Here is a 25,317-nt window from a genome sequence, read left to right on the forward strand (position 1 = left end):
GTACGACAAAAGCTCAGACCTCGAAAACGAGACAGAACGGGTGTCCCGCCGGGTCCTCGAAGACCCGGAAATCCGCCCCGTCGCCCGGCAGCCGCTTGGCGCCCAGCGCGATCGCCGCCGCCTCCGCCCGGTCGATGTCGTCGACCATCACGTCGAGGTGCATCTGCTGCGGTCGCTCGGGGTCGGGCCAGCGCGGCTCGCGCAGGTCGGTCGCCGCCTGGAAGGCGATCCGGACGTGGTCGTCGGAGACCACCACCCAGTCCTCGCGCTTGTGCGTGACGGGCATGCCGAGCAGCTCACTGTAGAAACCGGCCAGGGCGGCAGGATCCGGACAGTCGATCACGACGTTGTAGAGGCGGCCGATCATGCGGGACATCTTTCCCCACCGCGCCGCCGGCTACTCCTCGACCAGCCGATGTCCGGCGTCGCGGCAGGCCGCCAGCACGTCGCGGGCGTAGGACACGGACGCGCCCGCGAGGCCGCACGTCGGCGTGACCACGACCTGGCGGCCGAGCAGGTCCCGCCCGAAGCCGAGCTGACCCCAGACCGCCCGTACCCGATCGACCAGATCCTTGTGGTCCGGCGCCCGCGCACCGCTGGTCGGCGCCACGCCGGCCAGCAGACCGACGCCGGCGTCGATCGCCTCGCCGAGCGGATCCAGCGCCGTGACCAGCGAGAGGTCGAGCGACAGTGCGGAAGCACCGGCCGCGACCAGGAGCGACACGGGTACGTCGGCCGCGCAGCAGTGGAACACCACCGGCGCCCCGACCCGGTCGACCAGCGACCGCAGCGCGTCCGTGGCGACCGACGTCTCGACGGGCCGATAGGCGCTCAGCCCGCTCTCCGTCGGCACCCGCCCGGCCAGCACCGTCGGCAGCGACGGCTCGTCGACCTGCAGCAGCACGGTCGCACCCGGCAACCGCCGCCGCACGTCGTCGACGTGCCCCCGCAGCCCCTCGGCCAGCGACGCGGTCAGGTCGCGGACCGCGCCCGGGTCGCGCAGCAGCCGCCCGCCGGCGGCCAGATCCACGTTCGAGACCAGCGTGTACGGCCCGGCCGCCTGCACCTTGACGACGCCCGTGTAGCCGTCACCCTGCTCGGTGAGCTGGTCCAGGTCGCGCTCCAGCAGGTCGAGCGCGCGACGCAGGTCGCGCCCGGGCCGGGCGGCCACCCGCCAGCGGCCCGTGTAGAGCTCGACCGGCAGGTCGACCAGGAACGCGGCCGTGCGTCCGACGATGTCGGCGCCCGGCCCCCGGTCGGGCAACTCGGCCAGGTGGGGCAGGTCGGGCAGCTCGCCGAGGACGATCCGCTGCGCCTCGGCGATGTCGGTGCCGGGCATCGAGCCGACGCCCGTCGCGCTGCCGGCCGCCCACGGCCAAGGATCACTCACGAGGAACGAGCCTACCGATCACGCGGGTACGCGTGACGGGGTGACCGTCCTTCCAGAGCCAGATGACGTCGCGGCCGAACGACTCGACCAGCAGCGCGAACGCGACCAGCAGCAGCACGAGGTTGACCCGGAACGGCAGGATGCCCGCGGTCGCGGTGACGAGCGCGATGCCCTGGGTCGCGGCGACCACCTTGCGCCAGTAGCGGGGCGGGAGCGTGCCGCTCATCCAGCGGGTCGACCAGATGCCGAGCAGGAACGCGTACCGCATGCCGCCGATCGCCAGCACCCACCACCCGGCCGACCGGGCGACGTAGAGGCTGAGCACGAGCAGCAGGAACGAGTCGGCCTCCATGTCGAACCGGGCGCCGAACGCCGAGCACGAGCGCGTACGCCGGGCGACCTGCCCGTCCACGCCGTCGAGCAGCAGGGCTACGACGACCAGGCCGACGATCGCACCGACCGCGGGCGCGTGGTCGAGGGAGTCGACGACCAGCGCCGCGACCACACCGATCAAGATCGTCCGGGCGGCCGTCACCCAGTCGGCCGGCCCGTACCTCTTGAGTCCGGTCGATGACAGTCCGTGTTGGAGAAGGATCATGGTGACAAGCGCGTACGCGATGCCGGCGAACCAGCCGGCAGTGCCGAGACCAACCGCGGCCCCCACCGCAGCAAGCACGCTGAACTGGGCAAACATGCCGACCAGGGGGCCGGATCGAACCAGGCGCATCGTTCCTCCGTGTCGTGTAGCGGCACATGGAAGTACGGGAGATGGGAATGTTCGGTTCATGAACATGACGGAGAGCCACGAATGACCTCCACGGAAAGCGCATTCTGGGTGGTCACACCGGGCACCGGCGAGATCCGACCGGCCACTGTCCCGGCTCCTCGCCCCGACGAGGTGCGCGTGCGCACGATCCGCTCCGGCGTCAGCCGGGGCACCGAGACGCTGGTGTTCCGCGGCCTGGTGCCAGCGAGCCAGCATACGGCCATGCGTGCGCCGCACCAGGAGGGTGACTTCCCCGGCCCGGTGAAGTACGGGTACCTCAACGTCGGCGTGGTCGAGGAGGGTCCGGCGGAGCTGCGCGGCCGCACGGTCTTCTGCCTCTACCCGCATCAGAGCGCGTACGTCGTGCCCGCGTCGGCGGTCGTGCCGGTGCCCGACGACGTGCCGCCGTCCCGCGCGGTGCTGGCCGGCACGGTGGAGACCGCGGTCAACGCGCTCTGGGACGCCCCGCCGCTGGTCGGCGACAAGGTCACCGTGGTCGGCGGTGGCATGGTCGGCTGCGGCGTCGCGCGCCTGCTGGCCCGGTTCCCGGGCGTCGCGGTCGAGCTCGTCGACGTCGACCCGGCGCGGGCCGCGACGGCGGCGGCGCTGGGCGTCGGGTTCGCCCATCCGGACGACGCCGCCACCGGCCGCGATCTCGTGTTCCACGCCAGCGCGTCGGAGGCGGGCCTGCGTCGAAGTTTGGAGCTGCTCCGGCCGGAGGGCACCGTGGTGGAGCTGAGCTGGTACGGCGACCGCGAGGTGACCGTCCCGCTCGGCGCCGGGTTCCACTCCGGACGGCTGCGCATCCGGGCGAGCCAGGTCGGCATGGTCGCGCCGGCCCGGCGGTCCAGTCGGTCCTATTCGGACAGGCTGGCGATCGCCCTCGACCTGCTCCGCGATCCGGCGTTCGACGCGCTGGTCAGCGCCGAGCACCCGTTCGAGCGACTGCCGGAAGTGCTACCGGAACTCGCGTCTGGCAGCCTGGCCGGGTTGTGCCACGTCATCACCTACGGAGAGTAGAGAAACACATGTTCAGCGTCACGGTGCGCGATCACATGATGGTCGCCCACAGCTTCCGCGGTGAGGTCTTCGGGCCCGCCCAGCAGCTGCACGGAGCGACCTTCCTGGTCGACGCCACCTTCCGCCGGGCCGACGTCGACGCCGACGGGATCGTCGTCGACATCGCCAAGGCCTCGGACGAGCTCAAGGCCGTCGTCGGCCAGTTCAATCTCAGGAACCTCGACGACGACCCGACGCTGAAGGGCGTCAACACGACCACCGAGGTGCTGGCGAAGGTGATCGCCGACCGGCTGGCCGAGAAGGCGCTGGCCGGAGACCTCGGCGAAGGGGGCCGTGACCTGGCCGGCATCACCGTGACACTGCACGAGTCGCACATCGCGTGGGCGAGCTACGAGCGATCGCTGTGAACCTTTCGCCGCCGGGCGGCGTACACGTCATCGTGCCGGACGACATCGACGACCCCGCGGTCCCCAGTGGTGGGAACGCGTACGACCGCAGGGTCCTCGACGGTCTGCGGGCGATCGGCTGGACGGTGCGTGAGCACCCGGTTCCGGTCGGTGCGCCGCTGGGCCCGGTGCTGGAGGCGTTGCCCGACGGCGCGGTCACCGTCGTCGACGGACTGTTGGCGGCCGGCGTGCCGGTCGAAAGGGTCCGCCGCCTCCGGCTCGTGGTGCTCGTGCACATGCTGTTCGGGGTTCCCGGCGAGCGCGAGGTGCTGCACGCCGCCGACGCGGTGCTGACCACGAGCGAATGGTGCCGGCGGGAGGTCGCCAGCCGTTACGGCGTGGCGGCCACCGCCGCACCCCCCGGCGTCGAGCCGGCCCCGGTCACGCCGCCCAGCGCGACCGGGTCCCGGCTCCTGTGCGTGGCCGCCGTGCTGCCGCACAAGGGCCAGGACGTCCTGGCCGACGCGCTGGCCATGCTGCCGGACGCCGGCTGGAGCTGCCTGTGCGTCGGCTCGCTCGAACGGGAGCCCGGCTACGCGGGCGAGGTGCGGGGCCGGGCCCCGGCGGGGATGCGGTTCGCCGGCCCGCTGGTCGGTGCCGATCTCGACGCCGCGTACGCCGACGCCGACCTGCTGGTGCTGCCGTCCCGCGCCGATTCGTACGGCATGGTGGTGACCGAGGCCCTCGCCCGGGGCATCCCGGTGCTCACCACCACCGCCCAGGGGCTGCCCGACACGCTCGGCCACGCGCCCGACGGCAGCCGGCCCGGCGTGCTGGTGCCGCCCGGCGACCCGGCCGCGCTCGCCGCCGCGCTGCGGCGCTGGCTGTCCGAACCCTCCGCCCGCGCCGCGCTGCGCTCGTCGGCCCTGCTGCGTCGTCCGACGCTGCCGGGCTGGCCGGCCACCGCGGCGCTGGCCTCCGATGTCCTGTCCACGGTCGCGATGCGGGAGAGCACGAGCAGATGACGAGTGTCCTGATGCCCAGGGTCAGTCCCAACTGGCTGCGTCTGCGTGAGGCCGCCGACGCGGCCGCACGCTCGGCCGAGCTGGTCGCGCGGGTGCGCGAGCGGTTCGCCGGCGCGGACCGGCTGGTGATCCACGACCTCGGCTGCGGCACCGGCGCGGCCGCCCGCTGGCTCGCGCCGCAGCTCCCCGCCCGGCAGCACTGGATCATGTGGGACCGCGACGCCGACCTGCTCGGCGCGGCCATGTCCGGCAAGCCCGCCGGCGTCACCGGGGCGACCCGGCAGCGCGACATCGGCACGCTGAGCGCCGCCGACCTGGCCGGCGCCGACCTGGTCACCGCGTCCGCGTTGATCGACATCCTGACGGTCGCCGAGATCGACGCGATGGCGGCCGCCTGCGCCGGGGCCGGCGTACCCGCCCTGATCACGCTCTCCGTCGTCGGGCGGGTGGAGCTGTCCCCGGCCGACCCGTTCGACGCCGAGGTCGCGGCCGCGTTCAATGCGCACCAGCGGCGGATCGTCGGCGGGCGCGCGCTGCTCGGCCCGGACGCCGTCGCCGCCCTGGACGACGCGTTCGGCCGGCACGGCATGACGACGACGCTGCGGCCCAGCCCGTGGGAGCTCGGCGCCGACGACAAGGACCTGGTCACGCCGTGGTTCCGGGACTGGTTGGCCGCGGCGGTCGAGCACGTGCCGGCATTGGGCAAACCCGCCGACGGGTACGCGCGGCGGCGGCTGGCGGAGATCGCCGAGGGCCGGCTCGCCGTGACCGTCCACCACGTCGACCTGCTGGCGATGCCGTGACGACGACCGCCGCACCACCGGTCCGGATCGTCCAGCAGGCCGCGCCGGTCGCTGTCGCTGTTGCGCCCGCCGAGCCCGCCAGGTCCGCGCTGCGGTCCCGCGTCTGGGGCTGGGTCCGGCTCGCCGCCGGCGTGGGCGTGCTGGCCGTGCTCGTCTGGCGGCTGGGCAGCGGACCGTTCCTCGACGGCCTGCGCGGCGTCGACGCCACGGCGATCGCCCTCGCCTTCGGGATCGGCGTGCTGACCACCGTGGCCTGTGCGTACCGCTGGGCGCTGGTGGCCCGCGGGCTCGGCGTCGCGATCCCGTTGCGGGAGGCGGTCGGCGCCTACTACCGGGCCCAGTTCCTCAACACCACGCTGCCCGGCGGCGTGGTCGGCGACGTGCACCGGGCGGTCCGGCACGGCAAGGACATCGGCGACGTCGCGCTGGGCGTACGCGCGGTCGTGGTCGAGCGGACGGCCGGCTTCGTGATCACGATCGTGCTGTCCGTGGTGACGCTGGCCGTGTTCCCGTCCCCGGTGCGCGCGCACATGCCGCTCGCGGTCGGCGCACTGGCCGTCGGGGCGCTGCTCGTCTGGCTCGTGAAGGGCCGGATGCACCGGCTGCTCGGGCGCACCGGGATCTCCGACGCCCGTACCGGCCTCGGCGTGCTGCTCACGACCGCCGTCGTGCTGGCCGGGCACCTGATCACCTTCCTGGTGGCGGCCCGGACCGCCGGGGCGACCGCCCCGCTGCACCTGCTCGCGCCGCTCACGCTGCTGGCCCTGCTGGCCATGGCGCTGCCCTGCAACATCGCCGGCTGGGGGCCCCGCGAGGGCGTCGCCGCCTGGGCGTTCGGCGCGGCCGGGCTGACCTCGGGCCAGGGCGTCGCGACGGCCGTCGTGTTCGGCGTGCTGGCGCTGGTGGCGAGTCTGCCGGGGGCCGTGGTGCTGGTGCTGCGCTGGGCCGACCGGCGCCGCGCTGCGCGGAAACCGGTCATGCTGGAACATGAGCTACTGGACAGCGGCGTCCACCGGCGAATGGGACACGGCCATGGCTGAGCGACCTTACATCCTGCTGAGCTGCGCGATGTCGATCGACGGATACGTCAACGACACCGCCGACGAGCGGCTGCTGCTCTCCAACGCGGCCGACTTCGACCGGGTCGACCACGTCCGGGCCGGCTGCGACGCGATCCTGGTCGGCGCCGAGACGGTCCGCCGCGACAACCCGCGGCTCATCGTGAAGTCGGCGGAGCACCGGGCCCAGCGGGTGGCCCGCGGCCAGCACCCGACGCCGCGCAAGGTGACCGTCACGGAAGGTGCCGGCCTCGAGTCGGACGCGGCGTTCTTCAGCGAGGGCGACTGCGAGAAGCTCGTCTACTGCGCGAGTTCCACTGTGGACCAGGCCCGGCGGCGCCTGGGCGAGCACGCCACCATCGTCGACGGCGGGCAGCCGGTCGACCTGCGGCTGGTCGCCGAAGACCTCTACACACGCGGAGTCACCCGGCTGATGGTCGAGGGCGGCGGCAGCATCCACACCCAGTTCCTGACCTCGCAGCTCGCCGACGAGCTGCACCTGGTGGTGGCGCCCTTCTTCGTCGGTGACTCCAAGGCACCCCGCTTCGTGGGCGACGGGGAGTTCCCCTGGAGCCAGGAGCGCCGGGCGACCCTGGCCGAGGTCCGCCAGGTCGGCGACGTCGTGTTGCTGCGATACGCGCTCTCGCCCCGGTTCGGCACCGTCTGATGAGGAGATTGATGGACGACGCGACGATACGCACGCAGGTATCGGTCCCCCTTCGGTTCCCCGACGGCTACGCGACGACGGCGGAGGTCTTCTCCTTCCACGGCCTCGCCGACGGCCGCGAGCACATCGCGCTCGGTCTGGGCGACTGGCGTGGCCGGCTCGCCCGCGACGAGGCGCTGCTGGTGCGGCCGCACAGCGAGTGCCTGACGGGCGACGTCTTCGGCAGCGAGCGCTGCGACTGCGGCCCGCAGTTGCGCGAGGCGGTCGAGCGGATCAGCGGTGCCGGCGGGCTCGTGCTCTACCTCCGCCAGGAGGGGCGCGGCATCGGCCTCTACGCGAAGCTCGACGCGTACGCGTTGCAGGACACCGGAATGGACACGTACGAGGCCAACCTCGCGCTCGGGCACGGCGAGGACGAGCGTGACTACACGGTCGCGGCGCAGATGCTGGCCGCCCTCGGCGTGCGGCGGATCGCCCTGCTCAGCAACAACCCCGACAAGGAGGAGCAGCTCACCTCGCTCGGGGTGACGGTCACCAAGCGGGTGGCGACCCGGCTGCACCTGTCCCCGGCCAACGCGGGTTACCTCGCCGCCAAGGCGCGGCACGCCCGCCGTACCGTCGAACCGGACTGGCTCGCATCGTGAAAGGCAGGATCCTGACGGGCCTGGCCGCCTTCTTCGTCCTGCTGCTCCTGCTCCTGCCGGACGACTTCGCCGCGCTGAGCCCGTGGGCGATCGTGGTGATCCCGCTGGAGGCCCTGGTCGGCGTCGCGGTCGTGGTGCTGCTGCCGGGCCGCGCCCGCACCGTGGCCGGCATCGTCGCCGGCGTGCTGCTCGGGGCGCTGACGATCCTCAAGATGCTCGACCTGGGCTTCGGCGTCACGCTCTCGCGGCAGTTCGATCCGCTCTCGGACTGGTCGCTGTTCCGGGCGGCCTCGGAGTGGGTCTCGGAGTCGTACGGGAAGACCGGCGCCGTCGTGGCGGTGATCCTCGCGATCGTGCTGGCGGTCGCGGTGCCGGTGCTGGCGACCCTGTCGATCCTGCGGCTCTCCCGGGTCGTCGCCGTCCGGCGGTCGCTGGCGCTGCGGGTGGTCGCGGTGCTCGGCGTGGCCTGGGTGGCGCTGGCCGTGCTGGGCGTCCACGTGGTGCCCGGGGTGCCGGTCGCGGGGCGGTCGACGGCGGCGGCCGCCTACGGGCACGCGGCGCAGTTGCGCGAGGACCTCGGCGACCAGGCCGCGTACGACCGGGAGGAGGCGACCGACGCGTACCGGGACGTGCCGCCTGAGCGGTTGTTGCAGGGCCTGCGGGGCAAGGACGTCATCTTCGCGTTCGTCGAGAGCTACGGCCGCGACGCCGTGAACTATCCGCAGACGGCCTCCCTGCTCGCGTCGCGCTCGGCGGCGCTGTCGGCGGCGGGTTTCCAGACCGGCAGCGGGTGGCTGACGTCGTCGACGATCGGCGGCGGCTCGTGGCTGGCGCACTCGACGTTCCAGTCGGGGCTGTGGATCGACAGCCAGCGGCGGTACGGGAAGTTCACGGAGGGTTCGCGCTACACGCTGACGACCGCGTTCGCGAAGGCGGGCTGGCGGACGGTGGCGGTCATGCCGGCCAACCGGCGCGACTGGCCCGAGGGGAAGATCTACGGCTGGGACAAGGAGTACGACGACCGTACGCTCGGCTACAAGGGCCAGGGCTTCGCGTTCTCGTCGATCCCGGACCAGTTCACGATGCACGCGTTCCGCAACTTCGAGCTTTCCCGCCCGTTGTCGCAGCGGCAGCCGGTGATGGCCGAGATCGACCTGCTGTCGAGCCACGCGCCGTGGGACCCGGTGCCGCCGATGATGGACTGGGACACGCTGGGCGACGGCTCGACCTATCCCGGCAACGGCGGGCGCGGCGGCAATCCCGGCGAGATCGACAACGAGGACGCGTCGAAGGTCAAGGACAACTACCGGCGTACGGTCGAGTACTCGATCGACAGCCTCGTGTCCTACATGGAGAAGTACGGCGACGAGAACACGGTGATGGTGATGCTGGGCGACCACCAGCCGTCGCCGATCATCACGGGGCCGGATCCCAACCGTGACGTGCCGATCACCGTGATCGCCAAGGATCCGAAGGTGTTGCCGCGGATCTCGAGTTGGGGTTGGTCGCCGGGCCTGGCGCCCGTCGCCGACGGGCCGGTCTGGCGGATGGACGCCTTCCGCGACCGGTTCCTGGCGGCGTTCGCGACTCCCTGAGGTCGTTCACGGCGTCAGCAGGCCGCGCAGGAGGCCGCGGAGGGCGTGGTCGAAGAGGTCCTGGCGCCCGGGGTCGCTGGGGTTGGCCAGCGCCGCGGCCAGGTGTGGGTGGGCGGTGGGGTCGAGGCCGGCGAAGGGGTTCGGCCCGGTTGCCGCGCTCCGGCTGAACAGCACGACAGTGCCTGTCATCAGGGCGATGGCCTCGAACTTGGCGCTGGTCGGGGCGTCGAGCGGCGCGAGCACGCCCAGGCAGCGGTCGAAGAACGACAGGGCGTGCGGGCCGACCGCGGACGGGCGCTGGATGACGTCGGCCAGCCACGGGTGCCGGCGGTGCAGGTCGAGTTGGGCGCGGCCGAGGGCGACCAGGTGGTCGAGCCAGTCCCCGCTCGTGTCGTGATAGGGCTCGAGTTCGCCGACCGCGCGGTCGGTCATCAGGTCGAGCAGGTCGTCGCGGGACGAGAGGTAGCGGTAGAGGCCGCCCGCCGCCGTGCCCAGCTTGGCCGCGACCGCGCGCATCGAGACCGCCGGCAGGCCGTCGGCGTCGGCGATGGCGATCGCCGCCGCCACGATCTCCGCCCGGCTGTGCGAGGGCGCGGGTCCGCGGGCGCCGCGGGCGGGTCGGTTCCAGATGGGTTGTGCGTCGGCCACCTCACTACTGTAAACTGCGAACCACGTTCACGGTTTTACGGGAGGGTCAAGATGCGGCGGATTTCGGCGGGTGACGGCGCGACCATCGTGCTGCATTCCATGGGACAGGGTCCCGGCATCGTCGTGGTGCACGGCGGCGGGGTCACGATCGACGTCTACCGGCGGCTTGCGACGGCGCTGGCCGAGCGGTTCACGGTGCACCTCTACAACCGGCGCGGCCGGGCCGACGCGGGGCCGCGCGAGGTGCCCTACACGGGCGAGCAGGACGTCGACGACCTGGCGACGGTGCTCTCCCACACGGGGGCGGGCTACGTGATCGGGCACAGCGCCGGTGGCTTCATCGCGCTGAAGGCGGCGCAGCGGCTGCCGATCACCCGGCTGGCCCTCTACGACGCGGCCGTCTCGATCGACGGCAACACCCCCTCGGCCTGGCTCCCGGCGGCCCGAGCGGCGGCCGACGCGGGCGACGCGGCCCGCGCGCTGGCGATCACCGCGGCGGGGATCAACACCCACCAGGCCACTTCCAGGCTGCCGTTGGGCCTGCAGGTCGCCATGACCCGGCTGTTCCTGCGCACACCGATCGGCCGCACGATGGGTGACCTGGTCGGCATCACCCTGGACGAGACGGCGCTGATCCACGCCCACGACGGGCCGGCCAGCCAGTGGTCCGGCGTCACGGCCGAGGTCCTGCTCGCCTGCGGGGCGAACGGCCCGCGCTACTACGTGCCCGGCAACGAGGCCCTGGCGGCGGCCCTGCCGCACGCCCGGGCGATCGTGATCCCGCGCGCGGGCCACGACGGCATCAACCGCGCGCAACCGCACTTCGTCGAGCCGTTCGCGACCTTCTTCGCGGCCCCGACACGCGACAACCTGCCACGCTAGGCCGCGGCGCACGAGGTGCGGGTTGCCGCCGGGTCGGTGGCGACGCGCGGCAACGTGCCACGCTGAGGCGTGGCCACGACGCATGAGGTGCACGTCGCCGGCGGGTCGGTAACGAAGCGTTACACCTCGTGGGACCGCGGAGAGCACATCCGCGAGTGGTCGGTGCTGCTGCGGTTGCACCGCCACGCGCCGGGTCTGGGCCCGGCACCGCTCGCGGCGAGGCTTGACGCGGTGCCGCCCGTCGTCGCCATGAGCGTCGTGCCGGGTGCTCCGTTGCCTGAGCGGCCGGGTGCGGCGGTGCTCGGCGCACTGGCCGCGGCGCTCCGGACATTGTGGATGGTGCCGGTCGACGGTGAGCCGGCGGTCGACGGGTGGCATGACGACCTGTCGTTCGGCCGCCCGCTCTTGGGGTTTGACTGGCCGGGCGCCGCGGGCGAGATCGCCGCCGCCCTCGCCGCGGCCGTCGACTGGTGGCGCGGGCCGGATCCCGCGCTGCTGGCGGAGCGGCCGCGGCTGCTGGTGCTGGGGCACCGCGACCCGAACAGGGCGAACTACCTGTGGGACGGCTCGCGGGTCCGCATCGTCGACCTCGAGGACGCCCGCACGTCCGATCCGGCGACGGAACTGGCCCTGCTCTGCGAACACCTGTCGAACCGGGCTTTCGACCTCGACGCGCTGTTGTCGCACTTCGACGTCGACCGCGACCGGCTGCGCGCGGCCCGTCGCCTGTGGGCGATGTACTGGCTCTGGTTGCTCCGCCCGGACGGCGGCCCGGCCGCGGCCCGCAACCCGAGGGCCACCCCGGCGGCCCAGGCCCTACGGGCGGGCTCCCACGCGTGACCGCTTCGCGTCAGCCCAACCAGTGCCAGGCCGTGATGACCAACTCGCCTTCCGCGGTGATGTCGTCCACGTGCATCCGGTAGTCCTGACGCCGCCCGCCGACCGAGTCGGTCGCCACACAGAAGACCGTGCCGCGTTCCAGGGTGAGCTTCGCGGTGAGCGGTGACGCGGCTATCGCGTTCACACAGTCGGCGTGCCGCGCGCCCGAACTGACGGCCGACGACGTCCGCGACGGGTAGGCGACCAGGCGCCAGCGCCCGTCGCACGCCGTGAACTGGAGGTGCCAGCTCGCGTCCTCGACCACTCCGCCGCTCAGCCGGAGGTTCGTGGTCGTCCCGCATCCGGGCCTGGGCAGCCGCCACTGGGTGGCCTGCTCGCCCGGATCCTCCGGGAACAGACCGGGCAGCAATTGTTCGAGGCTGTCCGCGCTGGGGCTGGGCCGCGGCGACGCCGGCGGTCGGGTCGTCGCCGGCGCCGGCGCCGGCGACGGCGCCGTGGTCGTGGCGCGCGGGGTGGGTGACGCGGACGCCTTGGCGGCGCCGTCACGGATCCGGCTGTCCACATCGTTCGCCAGGGACAGGACGGCGACCACGAGACCGAGAACCGTCGCCACGGACGCGACGTTGGTCAGGTTGCTCTTCAGCCAGCTCTGCTCGCGCGCTGCCCCGGGACCGGGCATGACGGGTGTCCTCCGACTGTGGACGGTCGCGCCAGCCTAGTAGCCGCACGGCGCGCCATCACCGGGCCGGCGGAGCTTTCACCCGACCGCGTGACCCGTCAGATGGGTCCCTCGACCACACGCGGACCTGGCAGCGAAGCGAAGCGAGCGGTGCCCGGCGGGAGCGACGGTCGTGACCACCGCGGACCCGGGCACCGCTCGTTCGATCAGTTGGCGCCGAGACGCTCCAGGATCAGCTCGCGGACCGTCTTCGCGTCGGCCTGGCCCTTCGTGGTCTTCATGACCGCGCCGACGAGCGCGCCCGCCGCCGCCACCTTGCCGTCGCGGACCTTCGCGGCCACGTCCGGGTTCGCGGCGATGGCCTCGTCGACCGCCGCCGTCAGCGCGCCCGTGTCGGAGACCACCGCGAGCCCGCGCGCCTCCATCACCGCCGTCGGGGATCCCTCGCCCGCGATGACGCCCTCGAGCACGACCCGCGCCAGCTTGTCGTTGAGCTTGCCGCCGTCGACCAGCGTCTGCAGCTCCGCGACCTGCGCGGGCGTGGCGCCGACCGCGGACAGCTCGATGCCGTCCTCGTTGGCGCGGCGGGCCAGCTCGCCCAGCCACCACTTGCGGGCCGCCGCGGCCGTCGCGCCCGCCGCGACCGTCTGCTCGATCAGCTCGACCGCGCCCGCGTTGACCACCGACCGCATGTCCAGATCGGACAGACCCCAGGCCTCCTGGAGGCGCTTGCGGTGCACCCGTGGCGCCTCCGGAAGGGCGGCGCGCAGCTCCTCGACCCACTGCGGGTCCGGGGCGAGCGGCACCAGGTCCGGCTCCGGGAAGTACCGGTAGTCGGTAGCCTCCTCTTTGGACCGGCCCGGGCGGGTGTCGCCGGTCTCCTCGGAGAAGTGCCGCGTCTCCTGAATGATCCGGCCGCCGGACTCGAGCACCGCCGCCTGCCGGATGATCTCCGAGCGGACCGCGCGCTCGACCGAGCGGAGCGAGTTGACGTTCTTGGTCTCGGTGCGCGTGCCCCACTCCTCGCCAGGGCGGTTCAGCGACGTGTTGACGTCGCAGCGCAGCGAGCCCTCCTCCATCCGGACGTCGGAGACGCCCAGGCCGCGGAGGATGTCGCGGAGCTCGGTCACGTACGCGCGGGCGATCTCGGGCGCGAGCGCACCGGCGCCCGGCACCGGCTTGGTGACGATCTCGACGAGCGGGATGCCGGCGCGGTTGTAGTCGACCAGCGACTCGGTCGCGCCGTGGATCCGGCCGGTGGCGCCGCCGACGTGCAGCGTCTTGCCGGTGTCCTCCTCGAGGTGCACCCGCTCGATGCCGATCCGGACGGTGCGGCCGTCGACCTCCACGTCGAGGTAGCCGTCGACGCAGAGCGGCTCGTCGTACTGGCTGATCTGGAAGTTCTTCGGCATGTCCGGGTAGAAGTAGTTCTTCCGGGCGAACCGGCACCAGGTCGCGATCGAGCAGTTCAGCGCGAGGCCGATCCGGATCGTCGCCTCGATGGCCGCCTTGTTGGCCACCGGCAGCGCGCCGGGCAGGCCGAGGCAGACCGGGCAGACCCGGGTGTTGGGCTCGCCGCCGAAGTCGGTCGGGCAGCCGCAGAACATCTTCGTGTTGGTGCCGAGCTCGACGTGCGTCTCCAGGCCGATGACCGGCTCGAAGGCGGCGACCGCGGCGTCGTAGTCGGGCAGCGTCGTGGTGGTCATCAGCCCTCCAGGGACGGCGGGGTCAGCGTGCCGACGGCGGACTCGAGCGCGGCGGCGACCCGGTACATGCGGTCGTCGGCCATCGTCGGGGCCATGATCTGGAAGCCGACCGGGAGCCCGTCGGAGAGCCCGCACGGCACCGAGATGCCCGGGCCGCCGTACAGGTTGGTCGGGATCGTGAAGAGGTCGGCGAGGTACATCTGGTAGGGGTCGGAGGTGCGCGACCCGAACGGGAACGCCACGAACGGGGTCGTCGGCGAGACCAGCACGTCGACCTGCTCGAAGGCCTGGTTGAAGTCCTGCGTGATCAGCGTGCGGACCTTCTGCGCCTGACCGTAGTAGGCGTCGTAGTAGCCGCTGGACAGCGCGTACGTGCCGAGCATGATCCGGCGCTTCACCTCGGGGCCGAAGCCGGCCTCGCGGGTCAGCGACATGACCTCCTCCAGCGAGCGGTTGCCGTCGTCGCCGACCCGCAGGCCGTAGCGGACACCGTCGAACCGGGCCAGGTTCGACGAGCACTCGCTCGGCGCGATCAGGTAGTAGGCGGGCAGCGCGTACTGGAAGTGCGGCGCGGACACCTCGACGATCTCGGCGCCCAGCTTGGTGAGCGCGGCGAGTGCGTCGTTGAACGCGGCCAGCACGCCGGGTTCCGCGCCCTCGCCCGTGCCGAACTCCGTGACCAGGCCCAGCTTGACGCCGGTCAGGTCGCCGGTCATGCCGCGCTTCGCGGCCTCGACGACCGGCGGCACGGGCTGCGGGATCGAGGTGGAGTCGCGCCAGTCGTGGCCGGCCATGACCTCGTGCAGCAGGGCGGCGTCGAGGACGGTGCGGGCGCACGGGCCCGGGGTGTCGAGGCTCGACGAGAAGGCGATCAGGCCGTACCGGGAGGTGCCGCCGTAGGTGGGCTTCGACCCGACCGTGCCGGTGACCGCGCCGGGCTGGCGGATCGAGCCGCCGGTGTCGGTGCCGATGGCCAGCGGAGCCTCGTAGGCGGCGATCGCCGCGGCGCTGCCGCCACCGGAACCGCCGGGGATCCGGCCGAGGTCCCACGGGTTGTTGGTCGGGCCGTAGGCCGAGTATTCCGTCGACGAGCCCATCGCGAACTCGTCCATGTTGGTCTTGCCGAGGATCACGGTGCCGGCGTCCCGCAGCCGCTCGACGACGGTCGAGTCGTAGGGGGGTCGCCAGCCTTCGAGGATCTTGGAGCCGGCGGTGGTGGGGACGTTCTTGGTGGTGAGGACGTCCTTGACGGCGACGGGCACGCCGGCCAGCGGGCCGAGCTCGTCTCCCCGGGCGCGCCTGGCGTCGACGGCCTGGGCGGCGGCGATGGCCCCGTCGGCGTCGACATGCAGGAAGGCGTGCACCTTGCCGTCGACGGCGGCGATCCGGTCGAGGTGCGCCCGGGTCACCTCCTCGGCGGAGACGTCACCGTCGCTGATCCGCTTGGCGATGTCGACGGCGGTCAACCTGGTCAGATCTGACACGTTGGTCACGCCTCCTCGTCCAGGATGCGCGGCACCCGGAACCGGTCCGCCTCGACGTCCGGTGCGCCCGCGAGGGCCTCTTCCCGGGTCAGGCAGTTGATCACGACGTCTTCGCGCAACACGTTGGTGAGCGGCACGGAATGCGAGGTCGGCGGAATCTCCGCGGCGGCGACCTCACCCACCCGTGCCACGGCCTGGAGAATCACGTCCAGCTGACCGGCGAACGTGTCGAGCTCCTGCTCGGTCACGGCGAGCCGCGAGAGCCGCGCGAGATGCGCGACCTCATCGCGGGAAATGGCAGCCATCGGTGCCCCCTTGCGTCGTGTGGGCGATTCGTATGCGGTCCGCGGGCGAGCGTGGCACGCCGCCAGCGACCCGAGCGAGTCTATTTGTCCGGGCAGGGGGCGGTGTCTGCGGCCCCTCCGCCGATCCGGCGGCCCGGAACCATTCATTTCTACTCGGTGCGGGGTGGGGCCTGGGGGATCCAGATCACAATCGGGATTGCCCGGGTCCGCGGTGGTCCGGACCGTCGCTCCCGCCGGACACCGGGCCGGGCCCCAGGGGGCCCGTCCCTGCCAGGCCCGCGCTTGGAAACCCAAGGGGCCCGACAACCACATTTCGCCCGGCCGGGGTCGTGCGGAGCCGGCTTGATCCGTTTTGCCTGTGATCCCGGCCGGGAAAACGACCGCGCCGAAGCCGCCCCGACCGCCCGGAGACCCCCGAGACGATCGAATGTGATCCGGTGGCTGCGGTGATCCGGTGGCCGCCGTGGTGCGGTGACCTGCTGACCGAGGTGACCGGCGCCCACGACCGACCGGGAGCGCCATATCTGGCTTTATTCGTTGTTGGTCAGCTGCCTTGGGTCAGGCGTTCGGCGAGGAAGGCCTCGAAACGTTCGGCCGGTGCCGGTTGGGCGAGGGCGAAGCCCTGCCCGAGTTGGCAGCCGGCGGCCCGCGCCTGGTCGATCTGGACGCCCGATTCGAGGCCCTCGGCGATGATCTCCATGCCCAGCCGCCGCCCGACGCTGACGACAACGTCGATCAAAGGCTTGGCCATGCCGCCGTTCTGGCGGCTCGCGCCCTGCTCGCCGACGAGCGCGCGGTCGACCTTGAGGATGTCGATCGGCAGCCGGCGCAGGTGGGCCAGGCTCGCCTGCGCCGCGCCGAAGTCGTCGAGGGCCGTCCGCACGCCCAGAGCCCGCAATCCCGCGAGCTGGGTGACCACTGTCGGGGTGTCGGCGCTGACGCGGCCCTCGGCGATCTCGATGACCAGGCGTTCCGGTGACAGGCGGGTGGCGACGAGGGTCGCGGCGACCTGGCTGACGAAGTCGGGTGCCGCCAGCTCGGCGGGGGAAACGTTGATCGACAGCCACAGGCGCGGGTCCCAGCCGGAGATGCGGCGGCACGCCTCCTGGAGCACCCACTGGCCGATCTCGCCCATGACGCCCAGGTCCTCGGCGACCGGTAGCAGCTCGTTTGGCAGCACCGTGCCCAGCGCGGGGCTGCGCCAGCGCAGCAGTGCCTCGGCGCCGACCGGCTGGCCGTCGTGCAGGCCGAGGATCGGTTGGAAGACCAGGTCGAGCTCGCCGCGGGTCGTGGCGCCGGGTAGCTCCCGTTCGAGGTCCATGCGGCGGACGAGCTGCTCCTCGAGGTACGCGTCGTACCACTCGATCCGGTTCCGGCCGAGCTGCCCCGCGCGGCGGCGGGCCAGGTCGGCCCGGCGTAGGACGTCGTCGACGCCGTCGCCGCCGGACAGCTCGGCCAGGCCGACGCTGACGTAGATGTGCACCGTCGCGCCGGGTAGCAGGTAGGGCTCGGTCAGCGCGGTGAGCAGGCGGGTGCCCAGGGCGTACGCGACGACCGGGCCCTCGACCGTGACCACCGCGAACTCGTCACCGGCCAGGCGGGCCGCGACGTCGTCGGTGCCGACCGTCGCGCGTAGTCGGCGGCCCACCTCGATCAGCACGGCGTCGCCGACCTCCCGCCCGCGGGCGTCGTTGACACCGGCGATGCCGTGCAGGTCGATCACCAGCAGCGCCCCGGTGTGGCCTTCGACGGAGCGCTGGGTGGCGATCGTGCGCATCAGCTCGCGCCGGTTGGCGAGGCCGGTCAGCTGGTCGGTGAACGCCAGCTTGTGCAGCGTGCGCTCGAGCCGGCGCCGTTCGCCGACGTCGCGGATGTGCACGACCAGCCCGGCCACCTCGGGGATGTCGCGCTGGTCGCTGACCGTCGACTCGGTGTCGCGCCAGGCGCCGTGCCCGTCGCGCAGCCTGGCCGGCACGAGCGCCGGCCGCGCACCTTCGTCCTCGGTGGACAGTGTCTGGTTGAGGACCGCCAATACGTCGGCCGCGTCCTCGGGGTGCATCAGGTCCGGGAACGGGCGACCGACGACATCCGCATCGGACAGTCCGAAGAGGCGGGCGGCGGCCGGTGACTGCCAGCGCACCACGAGATCCTCGCCGACCACCATGGTGAGGTCACCGGCGCCGGAGACCAGCGAACGGAAGTGCGCCTCCTGCGACGACAGCCGCTTCGCGTACCGGCGTACGTCGGAGACCGCGAACACCTCGCGCGCCACGACCGTGGGGATGACTGAGAGGCCGAGCACGATCGAGGTTTTGTCGAACTCGCCGACGGTGATCAGGTGCCAGGCGGCGGCCAGGGTGGCGACGACGGCGGGGATGGTCAGCAACGGGTACGCGGACAGGTGCGACTCGGGCTCGCCGACCGGTGCCGGTTCCACGCCGGCCTCGGTCAGCGCCGCGCCCGCGAGGATCAGCGCCGGGCTGACGGCGACCGGGACGGCGGCGATCAGCAGCGCCCAGGACGGGCCGCCGTAGGCGAGGATGATCGACAGCCCGCCGAGGCCGCCCATCGCGATGCCGACACCGGCGCCGCAGAGCCAGGCCGCGCGTCGATAGGCGACCACCCGCAGCACGATCACGGTGGCGGTGGCGAGCCCGAACGAGCCGAGCAGCGCCGAGGCCAGCGCGGCCGCCGGCATCCCGCCCTGAGGGGGTAGCAGCCAGACCGCGAACGCGATGCTGATGCCGAGGCTCACCCCGTCGAAGAGCCGGCGTAGCCGGGCATGCGTGGTGGTCGCGGCCCCGGGTAGCAGCAGCAGCCCGATCACGAACAGCACGGCCGCCAGGGCGAGGCCGACGGTCACGACCGGTGCCCGGGCGCCCGGCGGCGCGAAGGGAAGAAGCAGCCCGCCGAGGCCGGTGGCGAGCGTGCCCATGCCGAGGTAGCCGGCGCCGCGGCACGGCCCGAACGAGTGCACGCGCGCGTGGATCCGCAGCGCGAGCCGGACGAGCCGCGTGGTGCCGACCGCGGCCGTCAGCGCGGTCGCGGCCGCCAGCGCGGGCAGCGTCGGCACGACCCCGACGCCCGCGCAGACCAGCGCCACGAGGGCCGCCGCGGGCGGCCCGGCGATGGCGACGATCCGCACGAACCGGGGCAGCTGTGGGGACGTAGATGACACGGTGGTCATCCCCTTGGGTGGAGGGGCCGGGGGAGTCGCGGCGACAAGATACCGCGCCTCATGCGCTCAACGAGGGCACCTGTGGAAAGTTACGCCGACTGATTCGATCAGGGTCATCCCAGCAGCGCGTAGACCGTGTGCGCCTGGGCCGCGGGTGCCGACGCGCCGTCGGGGGTCAGTGCGATGTCGGCGAAGGCCAGCGTGCGGCCGAGCTTGGTCACCGTGGCCAGCACGAGCACGTCGACGCCGGCGATCGGCCGCTGGAACGTCGTCGACAACTGCACGGTGGTCATCGGCACGAACGCCGCCCGGGCAGCGGAGATCGCGATGACGGTGGCGGTGTCGGCGGCGGCCATCAGCGCCTGCCCACTCATCGCGCCGCCCTGCCTGGCTAGTCGATCGGACCACGGCAGCCGCAGCGTGGCGACGCCGGGCTCGACCTGCTCGACCAACAGACCGAGATCCCGCACCCAGGGCGCGAAATTCTCGGCCAGCACCGCGTTCGCGTCTTCGACGGAGAAACCCACGACACGAGGGTACGGGCTGCCAACGCGCTCCGGCGGACCCTGTGGACAGCCCGAGCTGCGTGCGGGGGAGCGGCGGTGCCGGCGCGGAGGTGTGGGTGGCCGACCCTGGCGATCGCCGCCCTCGACCGGACCCTGCGGAACCTGGTCCGCCCGGCGCTGTCGCCCGCGGACGTGCCCGCCGCCCTCGAGGTGGTCGCCGCGTTCCCGGCGGGTGCGGTTTGTGGGCCGCAATCCGCCGCACCCCGCGCCGCCCTCGCCACACCGTCAACGGTCCTTCGGAGCCCAACCGCCACCACACCTCCGCCGGGCGAACTGCAGCGACGCAGCCCGCCGCCACACCCCGCCCCTCAGCGCCGCCCTGCCGTCTTCGCGCCGGGTGTGTGTTCTGCGCTGGGCCACTACAGGAGTCGTTACGGCTCGTTCGGCGGTGTGGCGAGGGCGGCGCCCAGCGGCGTGTGGCGGTAGAGGACCGAGCGGCCGCTGCGGGTGCGGGTGACCAGGCCCGCGTCGCGCAGGACGGTGAGGTGGTCGCCGACCGTGCCGAGGGGCATGCCCAGCGCGCCGACCAGGTGGGTGGTGCTCGCGGGCTCGGCCAGCGCGCGCAGTAGTCGGGCGCGCGACCGGCCGAGCAGGCGGTCGAGGCCGTCTCCCATCGGCGCGTCGGCGGGGGCGGCGATGCCGCGGGCCGGGTAGACCAGCGCGTAGCCCTCGGGTGGGTCCGCGCCGATGTAACCGCGGCCGAAACCGCTCGGGACCAGGACCAGACGGGCACCGGCGACGACGTACGGAGGCCCGTCCCAGTCGTTGATCTGGATCGCGCCGTCGAGCCAGCGGAAGCCGGCGCGGACGCCTTCCAGTGCGCGGGCCCAGCCGTAGGTGGCGAGCATGCCCGCCCGCTGCACGACGTCGCGCTCCAGCAACGTCCTGCGCAGTGGCCAGTCCGGCGCGAGCGTGTGGTCCCAGAGCATCGCAAGCGCGTCGGCGAGGCGGTCCAGGGCGTCCGGAGCGGCAAAAGCCTCGGGTGGTGGTCGCTCGGCTCTGATCTGGCCCGCGTTGTGGGGGCCGGCGAGCGCGGTCAGGCTCAGGTCACGGTGCAGCCGGTCGGGCGGGGTGGCGCGTACCCGGGCGAGCTCCTCGGCGAATTCAGTGTCCATTCCGGACGGTGGCGGCACCATGAAGTCGGGCGTCCAGCGGGCGCCGCGCATCGTGGTCAGCAGAGCCGCGAGCGTGGGCTCAGCGGCGGCTACCGCCGCGAAGACCGGACGGTGCCGGTCGGCCCACGGCGCCAGCCAGGCCGGGGTGTGCCCCGCGTCGGCGATTGTCGCCAGCGCACCGACGAGCTCGACCATGGGCGACAGCGCGAAACGCGTGTTGGCCAGGTCGGTCGGGTCGACTTTCACCAGGGTCATTTTCGGCTCCAGCCGAAACTCTACCGGTTCAGCGCGGCGCCGCCAGATATTGCGGGGCGTGACGACCTACCGCGAGATCTTCGCCAACCGCGAGTTCCGGGCGCTCTTCGCCGGCAACGCCGCCACCGTGGCCGGCAAGACCATCCAGATGCTGGCGCTCTCCGCGCTCGTCTACGCCTCAACCGGTTCACCGCTGCTGTCCGCGCTGGCCTTCCTCGGCGGGCTGCTGCCGCAGGCGTTGGGTGCGATGACCCTGCTGGCGTACGCGGACCGGGTCCGCCCGCGCGGTTTCCTCGCCGGGTGGGACGTCGCCCGCGCGATCGCGGCGCTGGTGCTGGCCTCGGGTGTGCTGCCCGTCTGGGGCATGCTGCTGCTGATCATGGCGTTCGGTGCCGTGGACGCGCTGAGCGGCGGCGTGCGCAACGCGATCCTGGTGGACGTGCTGCCCGGCGGCTTCGTGCTAGGCCGGGCGACACTGAACGTCTCGGTGGGCGCGATGCAGATCCTCGGCTTCGCGACTGGCGGCACCCTGATCGCGACGCTCGGCCCGCACCGCGCGCTGGCGGTCGCAGCCGTCTTTATCGCGTTCTCGGCCGTGATCACTTTCCTCGGCCTGCGTACCCGGCCGCCCCGGGCCACCGGCCGGGCCGGAGTGTCGGCGACCTGGCAGGGCAACAGGACCCTGTTCGCGAACCGGTCAACCCGCGCGGTCCTGCTCGCCGCCTGGGTCCCGAACGGCCTGATCGTCGGCGCGGAAGCGATGTACGTGCCCTACGCCGGCGACTGGGCAGCAGTCCTCTTCGTCGCGGCCGCGGCCGGCATGCTCACGGGCGACCTGGTGATCGGCCGCTTCGTCCCGCCCGCCACGCTGAACCGCTTCATCACCAAACTGCAGGCGCTGCTTGCGGTGCCATATCTCCTCTTTTTCCTGCACCCCGACCTGACCGTCGGCGCGGTAGCGGTGTTCGTGGCGTCCTTCGGCTACGCCGGAACGCTCGGCCTGCAACAGCGGCTGATCGACCACACGCCGGAGGACCTGCGGGGCCAGGCGCTGGGCCTCGACGGAAGCGGCCGGATGACTTTCCAGGCAATCGGTGCGGGCACGGTCGGCCTGGTCGCCGAGGCAACGGGCCCGGCGACCGCGATGACGGTGGCGGCGATAGCCAGCCTCACGGTCACGGCACTGCTCCAGCCACGCCTACGCGCACGCGAAGATCCACGCGTCGCTCAGCCGGCCGGCACGTCGGGTTCCGCCTGAGGGTGCACCGCGCATGGCTACGCGCGGACCAGGACCTGTGACCACGGCAGCCCGGATCGCTCGGGTGGTGAGGTCGCGGTCCGGGCGTTGTGTGGGCGGGGGCTTGGGTCGGTCGGGTGGTGAGGTCGCGGTCCGGGGGCCAAGATCGGTTGGTGTACCGGGAGCCGACGGCGGTGGCGGGATCGTGAGAGACTGCCCGGCGTGGCGATCCTGACCGGCGCGCAGACCACGCCCGTGGTGTCGCCATCCAATCGGTGGTGGCGGCGGCCCGGCGCCGCGGTCGTCACCGCGGTCGCGTTCGGTGTCGCGGCGCTCGGTTACCGGGTTGCGGTTCTGCTGGCCGGTGCCCCGCCGACCAACAGCGACGAGGGCACGATGGGGCTCGCCGCCCTGCATATCGGGCAGGGGCGCGGGCTGCCGGTCTATTTCTACGGCCAGAACTACATGGGGACGCTCGAGGCCTACCTGGCCGCGCCTCTCGTGGCCCTTGCCAACGGGTCCGTGCTTGCCCTGCGGCTGCCCAACCTGCTCCTCTTCGCCGCGTTCCTGGCCGCCATGTGGGCGATGACCAGGCGGCTCTACTCGCCCTGGTTCGCGACCTTCGTCGTCGGGTTGCTCGCCCTCGGATCCGATCGGATCCTGAAAAATCAGCTCATATCCGGCGGGGGTTACCCCGAGATCAACCCAGCCGGCGCCGCCCTCATGCTGCTGGCGGTCGCGCTCGCCGCCGGCGGATGGGCGGGCACCGCTGGCGGTCCGGCGACCATCACGGGCGGTCGCGCGGGCACCGTCGGCGGTCGGGCGACCATCACGAACGGTCAGGCGAGCACCACGGGCGGTCGGGCGGGCACCACGGGCGGTCGGGCGGGCACCACGGGCGGTCGGGCGGGCACCACGGGCGGTCGGGCGGGCACCACGGGCGACCAGGTGAGCACCATGGGCGACCAGGTGAGCACCATGGGCGACCAGGTTAGCACCACGGGCGGCCACCCGAGCACCACCCGCAGCCACGCGAGCATGAGGGGCGGCCGCGCCCGGATCGCCGGCTACGCCGCATTCGGCCTGCTCACCGGGCTCATGGTCTGGGTCGACTGGCTAGTCCTCCCATACCTCGCCGCCGCAACAGCCGTACTCCTTCTGAAGCGCCCGGACAGACGCGGCTGGATCGCGCTGGCCGGCGGTGCCCTCGTCGGCGTCGCGCCCCTCCTGATCCACGACCTCACCTCCTCCTGGAAACACAGCGCGATCCCCACCTTCTTCGGCCTCAACGGCGGCGGACCCGACGCATCGTGGGCCGACCAACTGCACGGCGGCGTGCTCACCGGCATCCCCCTCGCCACCGGCATGTGCGCGGCCGGCCGCTGCGAGCCCTGGCAGCTCTGGTGGGCGCCCGTCTGGCTCCTGCTGCTCGCCGCCGCCGGCTACGGGGCGTGGCGCGCTTTCCGGAACGACCCCGATCGGGTACGCGCGGCGGGCCGGCTGGCCCTCGTGGCCGCCGCCCTGGTCAGCCTGCTGGTGTACGCGCGCAGCAACGCGGCCGGCGCCACCCCGATGGAGAGCGGCCGCTACCTGCACTGCCTGCTGATCTCGACGCCGGCTGTGCTGTGGCCGCTGTGGTCGTTGCGCGGCCGGGCCACCCGCTGGCTGGGCGCGGCCGGGCTGGCCGTGATCTGCGCGTTCGCGCTGGTCGCGACGGGCATGGTCGTACGCGAGCTGCCCCGGATCGCCGCCGTCGACGACCGCCAGCCGGGCCTGCTCGCCGAACTCGACCGGCGCGGCGTGACCACGGTCTACTCCGAGTACTGGACCTGTAACTACATCGCCTACATCTCCGCCGAGCGGGTGCGCTGCGCCGTGATCGGCGCCGACCTGAAGCCGGGCTTCGACCGCTACCAGCCCTACAAGCGGGCGGTCGCGGCCGCACCGACCAGGACGTTCGCGCTGCCGACGGACTCGGCGGAGAGCCGCGCGGTACGGGACTATCTCGACACCAGACGCATCGCGTACGAGTCGATCGTGGTCTCCGGTTATGACCTCTACCAGCCGGCCACCCGGGTGGACCTGCCGCTGCCGGACTAGGTTGACGGACGTGAAGGTCTGGATCCCCCACCCCCACGGCCGCGCGTTGCTCGGGCCGGTGCCCGACGAGGTGACGCTGGAGATCGCCGAGCGGCCCGACGAGCTGCCCTCCGACCCGGCGGACCTGGTCTTCTGGGTGCCGCCGTTCCTCGCCCAGGCCGACTCCGTGCGGCTGGCGGCCAAGATGCCGGCGCTGCGGGTGGTGCAACTGCTCTCGGCGGGCGCCGACGCCTGGTACGGCCAGCTTCCCGCCGGCGTCACCTTGCACGACGCCCGCGGGGTGCACGACTCCTCGACAGCGGAGTGGGTGCTGACCGCGGTCCTGTCGTACCTGCGTTCCTTCCCGGGTTTCGCCCTCGCCCAGGCCCGGCGGGAGTGGTCCTACGCGGCCTTCGCGCCGACGGACGAGTTGGCCGGCAAGCACGTCCTGATCGTCGGCGCCGGCTCGATCGGTGCGGCGATCAAGGCCCGGCTCGAGCCGTTCGAGGTGTCGGTGACCTCTGTGGCGCGCACCGCGCGGGACGGCGTCCATCCCGTGTCGGACCTGCCCACGCTGTTGCCCGCCGCCGACGTGGTGATCGTGATCGTGCCGCTCACCGCCGAGACGCGCGGCCTGATCTCGGCCGAGTTCCTGGCGGCGATGAAGGACGGCGCGCTGCTGGTCAACGGCGCCCGCGGCCCCGTGGCGGACACCTCGGCGTTGGTCGCGGCGTTGTCGACCGGGCGGATCGGGGCGGCGGTGGACGTGACCGACCCGGAGCCGTTGCCGGCCGAGCATCCGCTTTGGGGCATGCCGAACGTGTTGATCACGCCGCACGTGGCGGGGTCGGTCCGCGGCCTGCATCCGCGGGCGTACCGGTTGATCGGCGAGCAGCTACGCCGCTTCGTCGCGGGCGAGCCGCTCGAGAACGAGGTCGTCGGCGGCTACTGAAGCGGGGGTCACCCGATCGGGTGTTTCCTCCCGCGGA

Annotated in this window: 24 protein-coding genes; 13 read left to right on the forward strand and 11 right to left on the reverse strand. The window is 72.9% G+C overall.

Annotation, left to right across the window (positions count from 1 at the left end; genetic code table 11):
* Nucleotides 1-13 precede the first annotated feature (13 nt).
* Genes Asi02nite_RS04360 through Asi02nite_RS04370 form a run of 3 tightly spaced genes read right to left on the reverse strand, consistent with a single transcriptional unit; the run spans nucleotide 14 to nucleotide 2,117 of the window.
* Nucleotides 14-376 carry a VOC family protein gene (locus Asi02nite_RS04360; RefSeq protein ID WP_373312143.1) on the reverse strand — a complete coding sequence of 121 codons (363 nt, stop codon included), beginning with the start codon at nucleotides 374-376 and terminating at the stop codon, nucleotides 14-16.
* 21 nt (nucleotides 377-397) lie between these two features.
* Entirely contained in the window at nucleotides 398-1,339 is a 942-nt protein-coding gene (locus tag Asi02nite_RS04365) for a uroporphyrinogen decarboxylase/cobalamine-independent methonine synthase family protein (RefSeq protein ID WP_203710855.1), read from the reverse strand.
* A gap of 43 nt (nucleotides 1,340-1,382) precedes the next feature.
* Nucleotides 1,383-2,117, reverse strand: a complete 735-nt coding sequence (locus Asi02nite_RS04370) for a CDP-alcohol phosphatidyltransferase family protein (RefSeq protein ID WP_203710816.1) — start codon at nucleotides 2,115-2,117, stop codon at nucleotides 1,383-1,385.
* 81 nt (nucleotides 2,118-2,198) lie between these two features.
* Here Asi02nite_RS04370 and Asi02nite_RS04375 point away from each other — a divergent pair, with 81 nt between their 5' ends.
* From Asi02nite_RS04375 to Asi02nite_RS04410, 8 genes are read left to right on the forward strand one after another with little or no spacing between them, the layout of a single operon-like run.
* The gene (locus Asi02nite_RS04375) at nucleotides 2,199-3,176 is read left to right on the forward strand and encodes an MDR/zinc-dependent alcohol dehydrogenase-like family protein (RefSeq protein WP_203710817.1); all 978 of its coding nucleotides are present in this window, start codon (nucleotides 2,199-2,201) and stop codon (nucleotides 3,174-3,176) included.
* 8 nt (nucleotides 3,177-3,184) lie between these two features.
* Nucleotides 3,185-3,583, forward strand: coding sequence for a 6-pyruvoyl trahydropterin synthase family protein (locus Asi02nite_RS04380; protein ID WP_203710818.1), 399 nt, complete (start codon nucleotides 3,185-3,187; stop codon nucleotides 3,581-3,583).
* Nucleotides 3,580-4,587 (forward strand): glycosyltransferase family 4 protein, encoded by a 1,008-nt coding sequence (locus Asi02nite_RS04385; RefSeq protein WP_203710819.1) that lies wholly within the window; start codon nucleotides 3,580-3,582, stop codon nucleotides 4,585-4,587. The genes Asi02nite_RS04380 and Asi02nite_RS04385 overlap by 4 nt, the downstream gene beginning before the upstream one ends.
* An 11-nt stretch (nucleotides 4,588-4,598) precedes the next feature.
* Nucleotides 4,599-5,390 (forward strand): class I SAM-dependent methyltransferase, encoded by a 792-nt coding sequence (locus tag Asi02nite_RS04390; RefSeq protein ID WP_239126461.1) that lies wholly within the window; start codon nucleotides 4,599-4,601, stop codon nucleotides 5,388-5,390.
* Nucleotides 5,391-5,416: 26 nt separating this feature from the next.
* The gene (locus Asi02nite_RS04395; RefSeq protein ID WP_203710856.1) at nucleotides 5,417-6,430 is read left to right on the forward strand and encodes a lysylphosphatidylglycerol synthase transmembrane domain-containing protein; all 1,014 of its coding nucleotides are present in this window, start codon (nucleotides 5,417-5,419) and stop codon (nucleotides 6,428-6,430) included.
* Entirely contained in the window at nucleotides 6,423-7,115 is a 693-nt protein-coding gene (locus Asi02nite_RS04400) for a RibD family protein (protein ID WP_203710821.1), read from the forward strand. Before Asi02nite_RS04395 ends, Asi02nite_RS04400 begins: the two co-directional genes overlap by 8 nt.
* An 11-nt stretch (nucleotides 7,116-7,126) precedes the next feature.
* Nucleotides 7,127-7,759, forward strand: coding sequence for a GTP cyclohydrolase II (locus tag Asi02nite_RS04405; protein WP_373312144.1), 633 nt, complete (start codon nucleotides 7,127-7,129; stop codon nucleotides 7,757-7,759).
* Nucleotides 7,756-9,354 (forward strand): alkaline phosphatase family protein, encoded by a 1,599-nt coding sequence (locus Asi02nite_RS04410; protein ID WP_203710822.1) that lies wholly within the window; start codon nucleotides 7,756-7,758, stop codon nucleotides 9,352-9,354. Before Asi02nite_RS04405 ends, Asi02nite_RS04410 begins: the two co-directional genes overlap by 4 nt.
* Before the next feature lie 6 nt (nucleotides 9,355-9,360).
* On the opposite strand, the gene Asi02nite_RS04415 is transcribed toward Asi02nite_RS04410, so the two are convergent.
* A complete protein-coding gene (locus Asi02nite_RS04415; RefSeq protein WP_203710823.1) occupies nucleotides 9,361-10,002 on the reverse strand; it encodes a TetR/AcrR family transcriptional regulator in 642 nt (213 codons plus the stop codon).
* A 51-nt stretch (nucleotides 10,003-10,053) separates the two neighbouring features.
* Between Asi02nite_RS04415 and Asi02nite_RS04420 the strand changes: the two genes are divergently transcribed.
* Nucleotides 10,054-10,884 (forward strand): alpha/beta fold hydrolase, encoded by an 831-nt coding sequence (locus Asi02nite_RS04420; protein WP_203710824.1) that lies wholly within the window; start codon nucleotides 10,054-10,056, stop codon nucleotides 10,882-10,884.
* Nucleotides 10,885-10,953: 69 nt separating this feature from the next.
* Nucleotides 10,954-11,724, forward strand: coding sequence for a phosphotransferase (locus Asi02nite_RS04425; protein ID WP_203710825.1), 771 nt, complete (start codon nucleotides 10,954-10,956; stop codon nucleotides 11,722-11,724).
* Between the two features lie 10 nt (nucleotides 11,725-11,734).
* Here the strand turns inward: Asi02nite_RS04425 and Asi02nite_RS04430 are convergent, their stop codons facing one another.
* The 7 genes from Asi02nite_RS04430 to Asi02nite_RS04460 form a co-directional block, all read right to left on the reverse strand.
* Nucleotides 11,735-12,403: a hypothetical protein gene (locus Asi02nite_RS04430; RefSeq protein ID WP_203710826.1), complete on the reverse strand. Its 669-nt coding sequence runs from the start codon at nucleotides 12,401-12,403 to the stop codon at nucleotides 11,735-11,737.
* 206 nt (nucleotides 12,404-12,609) lie between these two features.
* A complete protein-coding gene (gene gatB, locus Asi02nite_RS04435) occupies nucleotides 12,610-14,109 on the reverse strand; it encodes an Asp-tRNA(Asn)/Glu-tRNA(Gln) amidotransferase subunit GatB (RefSeq protein ID WP_203710827.1) in 1,500 nt (499 codons plus the stop codon).
* Entirely contained in the window at nucleotides 14,109-15,593 is a 1,485-nt protein-coding gene (gene gatA / locus Asi02nite_RS04440; RefSeq protein WP_203710858.1) for an Asp-tRNA(Asn)/Glu-tRNA(Gln) amidotransferase subunit GatA, read from the reverse strand. The genes gatB and gatA overlap by 1 nt, the downstream gene beginning before the upstream one ends.
* Before the next feature lie 5 nt (nucleotides 15,594-15,598).
* Nucleotides 15,599-15,898: an Asp-tRNA(Asn)/Glu-tRNA(Gln) amidotransferase subunit GatC gene (gatC, locus tag Asi02nite_RS04445; protein WP_203710828.1), complete on the reverse strand. Its 300-nt coding sequence runs from the start codon at nucleotides 15,896-15,898 to the stop codon at nucleotides 15,599-15,601.
* A 544-nt stretch (nucleotides 15,899-16,442) separates the two neighbouring features.
* Complete coding sequence (locus Asi02nite_RS04450) at nucleotides 16,443-19,076, reverse strand: putative bifunctional diguanylate cyclase/phosphodiesterase (protein ID WP_239126462.1); 2,634 nt, start codon at nucleotides 19,074-19,076, stop codon at nucleotides 16,443-16,445.
* A gap of 113 nt (nucleotides 19,077-19,189) precedes the next feature.
* On the reverse strand, nucleotides 19,190-19,603 hold the full coding sequence (locus Asi02nite_RS04455) for a PaaI family thioesterase (protein WP_203710830.1): 414 nt from the start codon (nucleotides 19,601-19,603) through the stop codon (nucleotides 19,190-19,192).
* Between the two features lie 410 nt (nucleotides 19,604-20,013).
* On the reverse strand, nucleotides 20,014-21,012 hold the full coding sequence (locus Asi02nite_RS04460) for a winged helix-turn-helix domain-containing protein (protein WP_203710831.1): 999 nt from the start codon (nucleotides 21,010-21,012) through the stop codon (nucleotides 20,014-20,016).
* A gap of 58 nt (nucleotides 21,013-21,070) precedes the next feature.
* Here Asi02nite_RS04460 and Asi02nite_RS04465 point away from each other — a divergent pair, with 58 nt between their 5' ends.
* The 3 genes from Asi02nite_RS04465 to Asi02nite_RS04475 all read left to right on the forward strand — a co-directional run bounded on the left by Asi02nite_RS04465 (nucleotide 21,071) and on the right by Asi02nite_RS04475 (nucleotide 25,280).
* Complete coding sequence (locus tag Asi02nite_RS04465; protein ID WP_203710832.1) at nucleotides 21,071-22,270, forward strand: MFS transporter; 1,200 nt, start codon at nucleotides 21,071-21,073, stop codon at nucleotides 22,268-22,270.
* Between the two features lie 207 nt (nucleotides 22,271-22,477).
* On the forward strand, nucleotides 22,478-24,349 hold the full coding sequence (locus Asi02nite_RS04470) for a hypothetical protein (protein WP_373312149.1): 1,872 nt from the start codon (nucleotides 22,478-22,480) through the stop codon (nucleotides 24,347-24,349).
* Between the two features lie 10 nt (nucleotides 24,350-24,359).
* Entirely contained in the window at nucleotides 24,360-25,280 is a 921-nt protein-coding gene (locus Asi02nite_RS04475) for a 2-hydroxyacid dehydrogenase (protein ID WP_203710834.1), read from the forward strand.
* Nucleotides 25,281-25,317: the final 37 nt, after the last annotated feature.

Origin of the sequence: Asanoa siamensis (assembly GCF_016862555.1) — a bacterium.
In the GTDB taxonomy this organism is placed as follows: Bacteria; Actinomycetota; Actinomycetes; order Mycobacteriales; family Micromonosporaceae; genus Asanoa; species Asanoa siamensis.

Coding starts and splice junctions, on each gene's coding strand:
- Asi02nite_RS04360 (WP_373312143.1), bottom strand. CDS start 376: ATGTCCCGCATGATCGGCCGCCTCTACAACGTCGTGATCGACTGTCCG.
- Asi02nite_RS04365 (WP_203710855.1), bottom strand. CDS start 1,339: ATGCCCGGCACCGACATCGCCGAGGCGCAGCGGATCGTCCTCGGCGAG.
- Asi02nite_RS04370 (WP_203710816.1), bottom strand. CDS start 2,117: ATGCGCCTGGTTCGATCCGGCCCCCTGGTCGGCATGTTTGCCCAGTTC.
- Asi02nite_RS04375 (WP_203710817.1), top strand. CDS start 2,199: ATGACCTCCACGGAAAGCGCATTCTGGGTGGTCACACCGGGCACCGGC.
- Asi02nite_RS04380 (WP_203710818.1), top strand. CDS start 3,185: ATGTTCAGCGTCACGGTGCGCGATCACATGATGGTCGCCCACAGCTTC.
- Asi02nite_RS04390 (WP_239126461.1), top strand. CDS start 4,599: ATGCCCAGGGTCAGTCCCAACTGGCTGCGTCTGCGTGAGGCCGCCGAC.
- Asi02nite_RS04400 (WP_203710821.1), top strand. CDS start 6,423: ATGGCTGAGCGACCTTACATCCTGCTGAGCTGCGCGATGTCGATCGAC.
- Asi02nite_RS04405 (WP_373312144.1), top strand. CDS start 7,127: ATGGACGACGCGACGATACGCACGCAGGTATCGGTCCCCCTTCGGTTC.
- Asi02nite_RS04420 (WP_203710824.1), top strand. CDS start 10,054: ATGCGGCGGATTTCGGCGGGTGACGGCGCGACCATCGTGCTGCATTCC.
- Asi02nite_RS04430 (WP_203710826.1), bottom strand. CDS start 12,403: ATGCCCGGTCCCGGGGCAGCGCGCGAGCAGAGCTGGCTGAAGAGCAAC.
- gatB (WP_203710827.1), bottom strand. CDS start 14,109: ATGACCACCACGACGCTGCCCGACTACGACGCCGCGGTCGCCGCCTTC.
- gatC (WP_203710828.1), bottom strand. CDS start 15,898: ATGGCTGCCATTTCCCGCGATGAGGTCGCGCATCTCGCGCGGCTCTCG.
- Asi02nite_RS04460 (WP_203710831.1), bottom strand. CDS start 21,012: ATGACCCTGGTGAAAGTCGACCCGACCGACCTGGCCAACACGCGTTTC.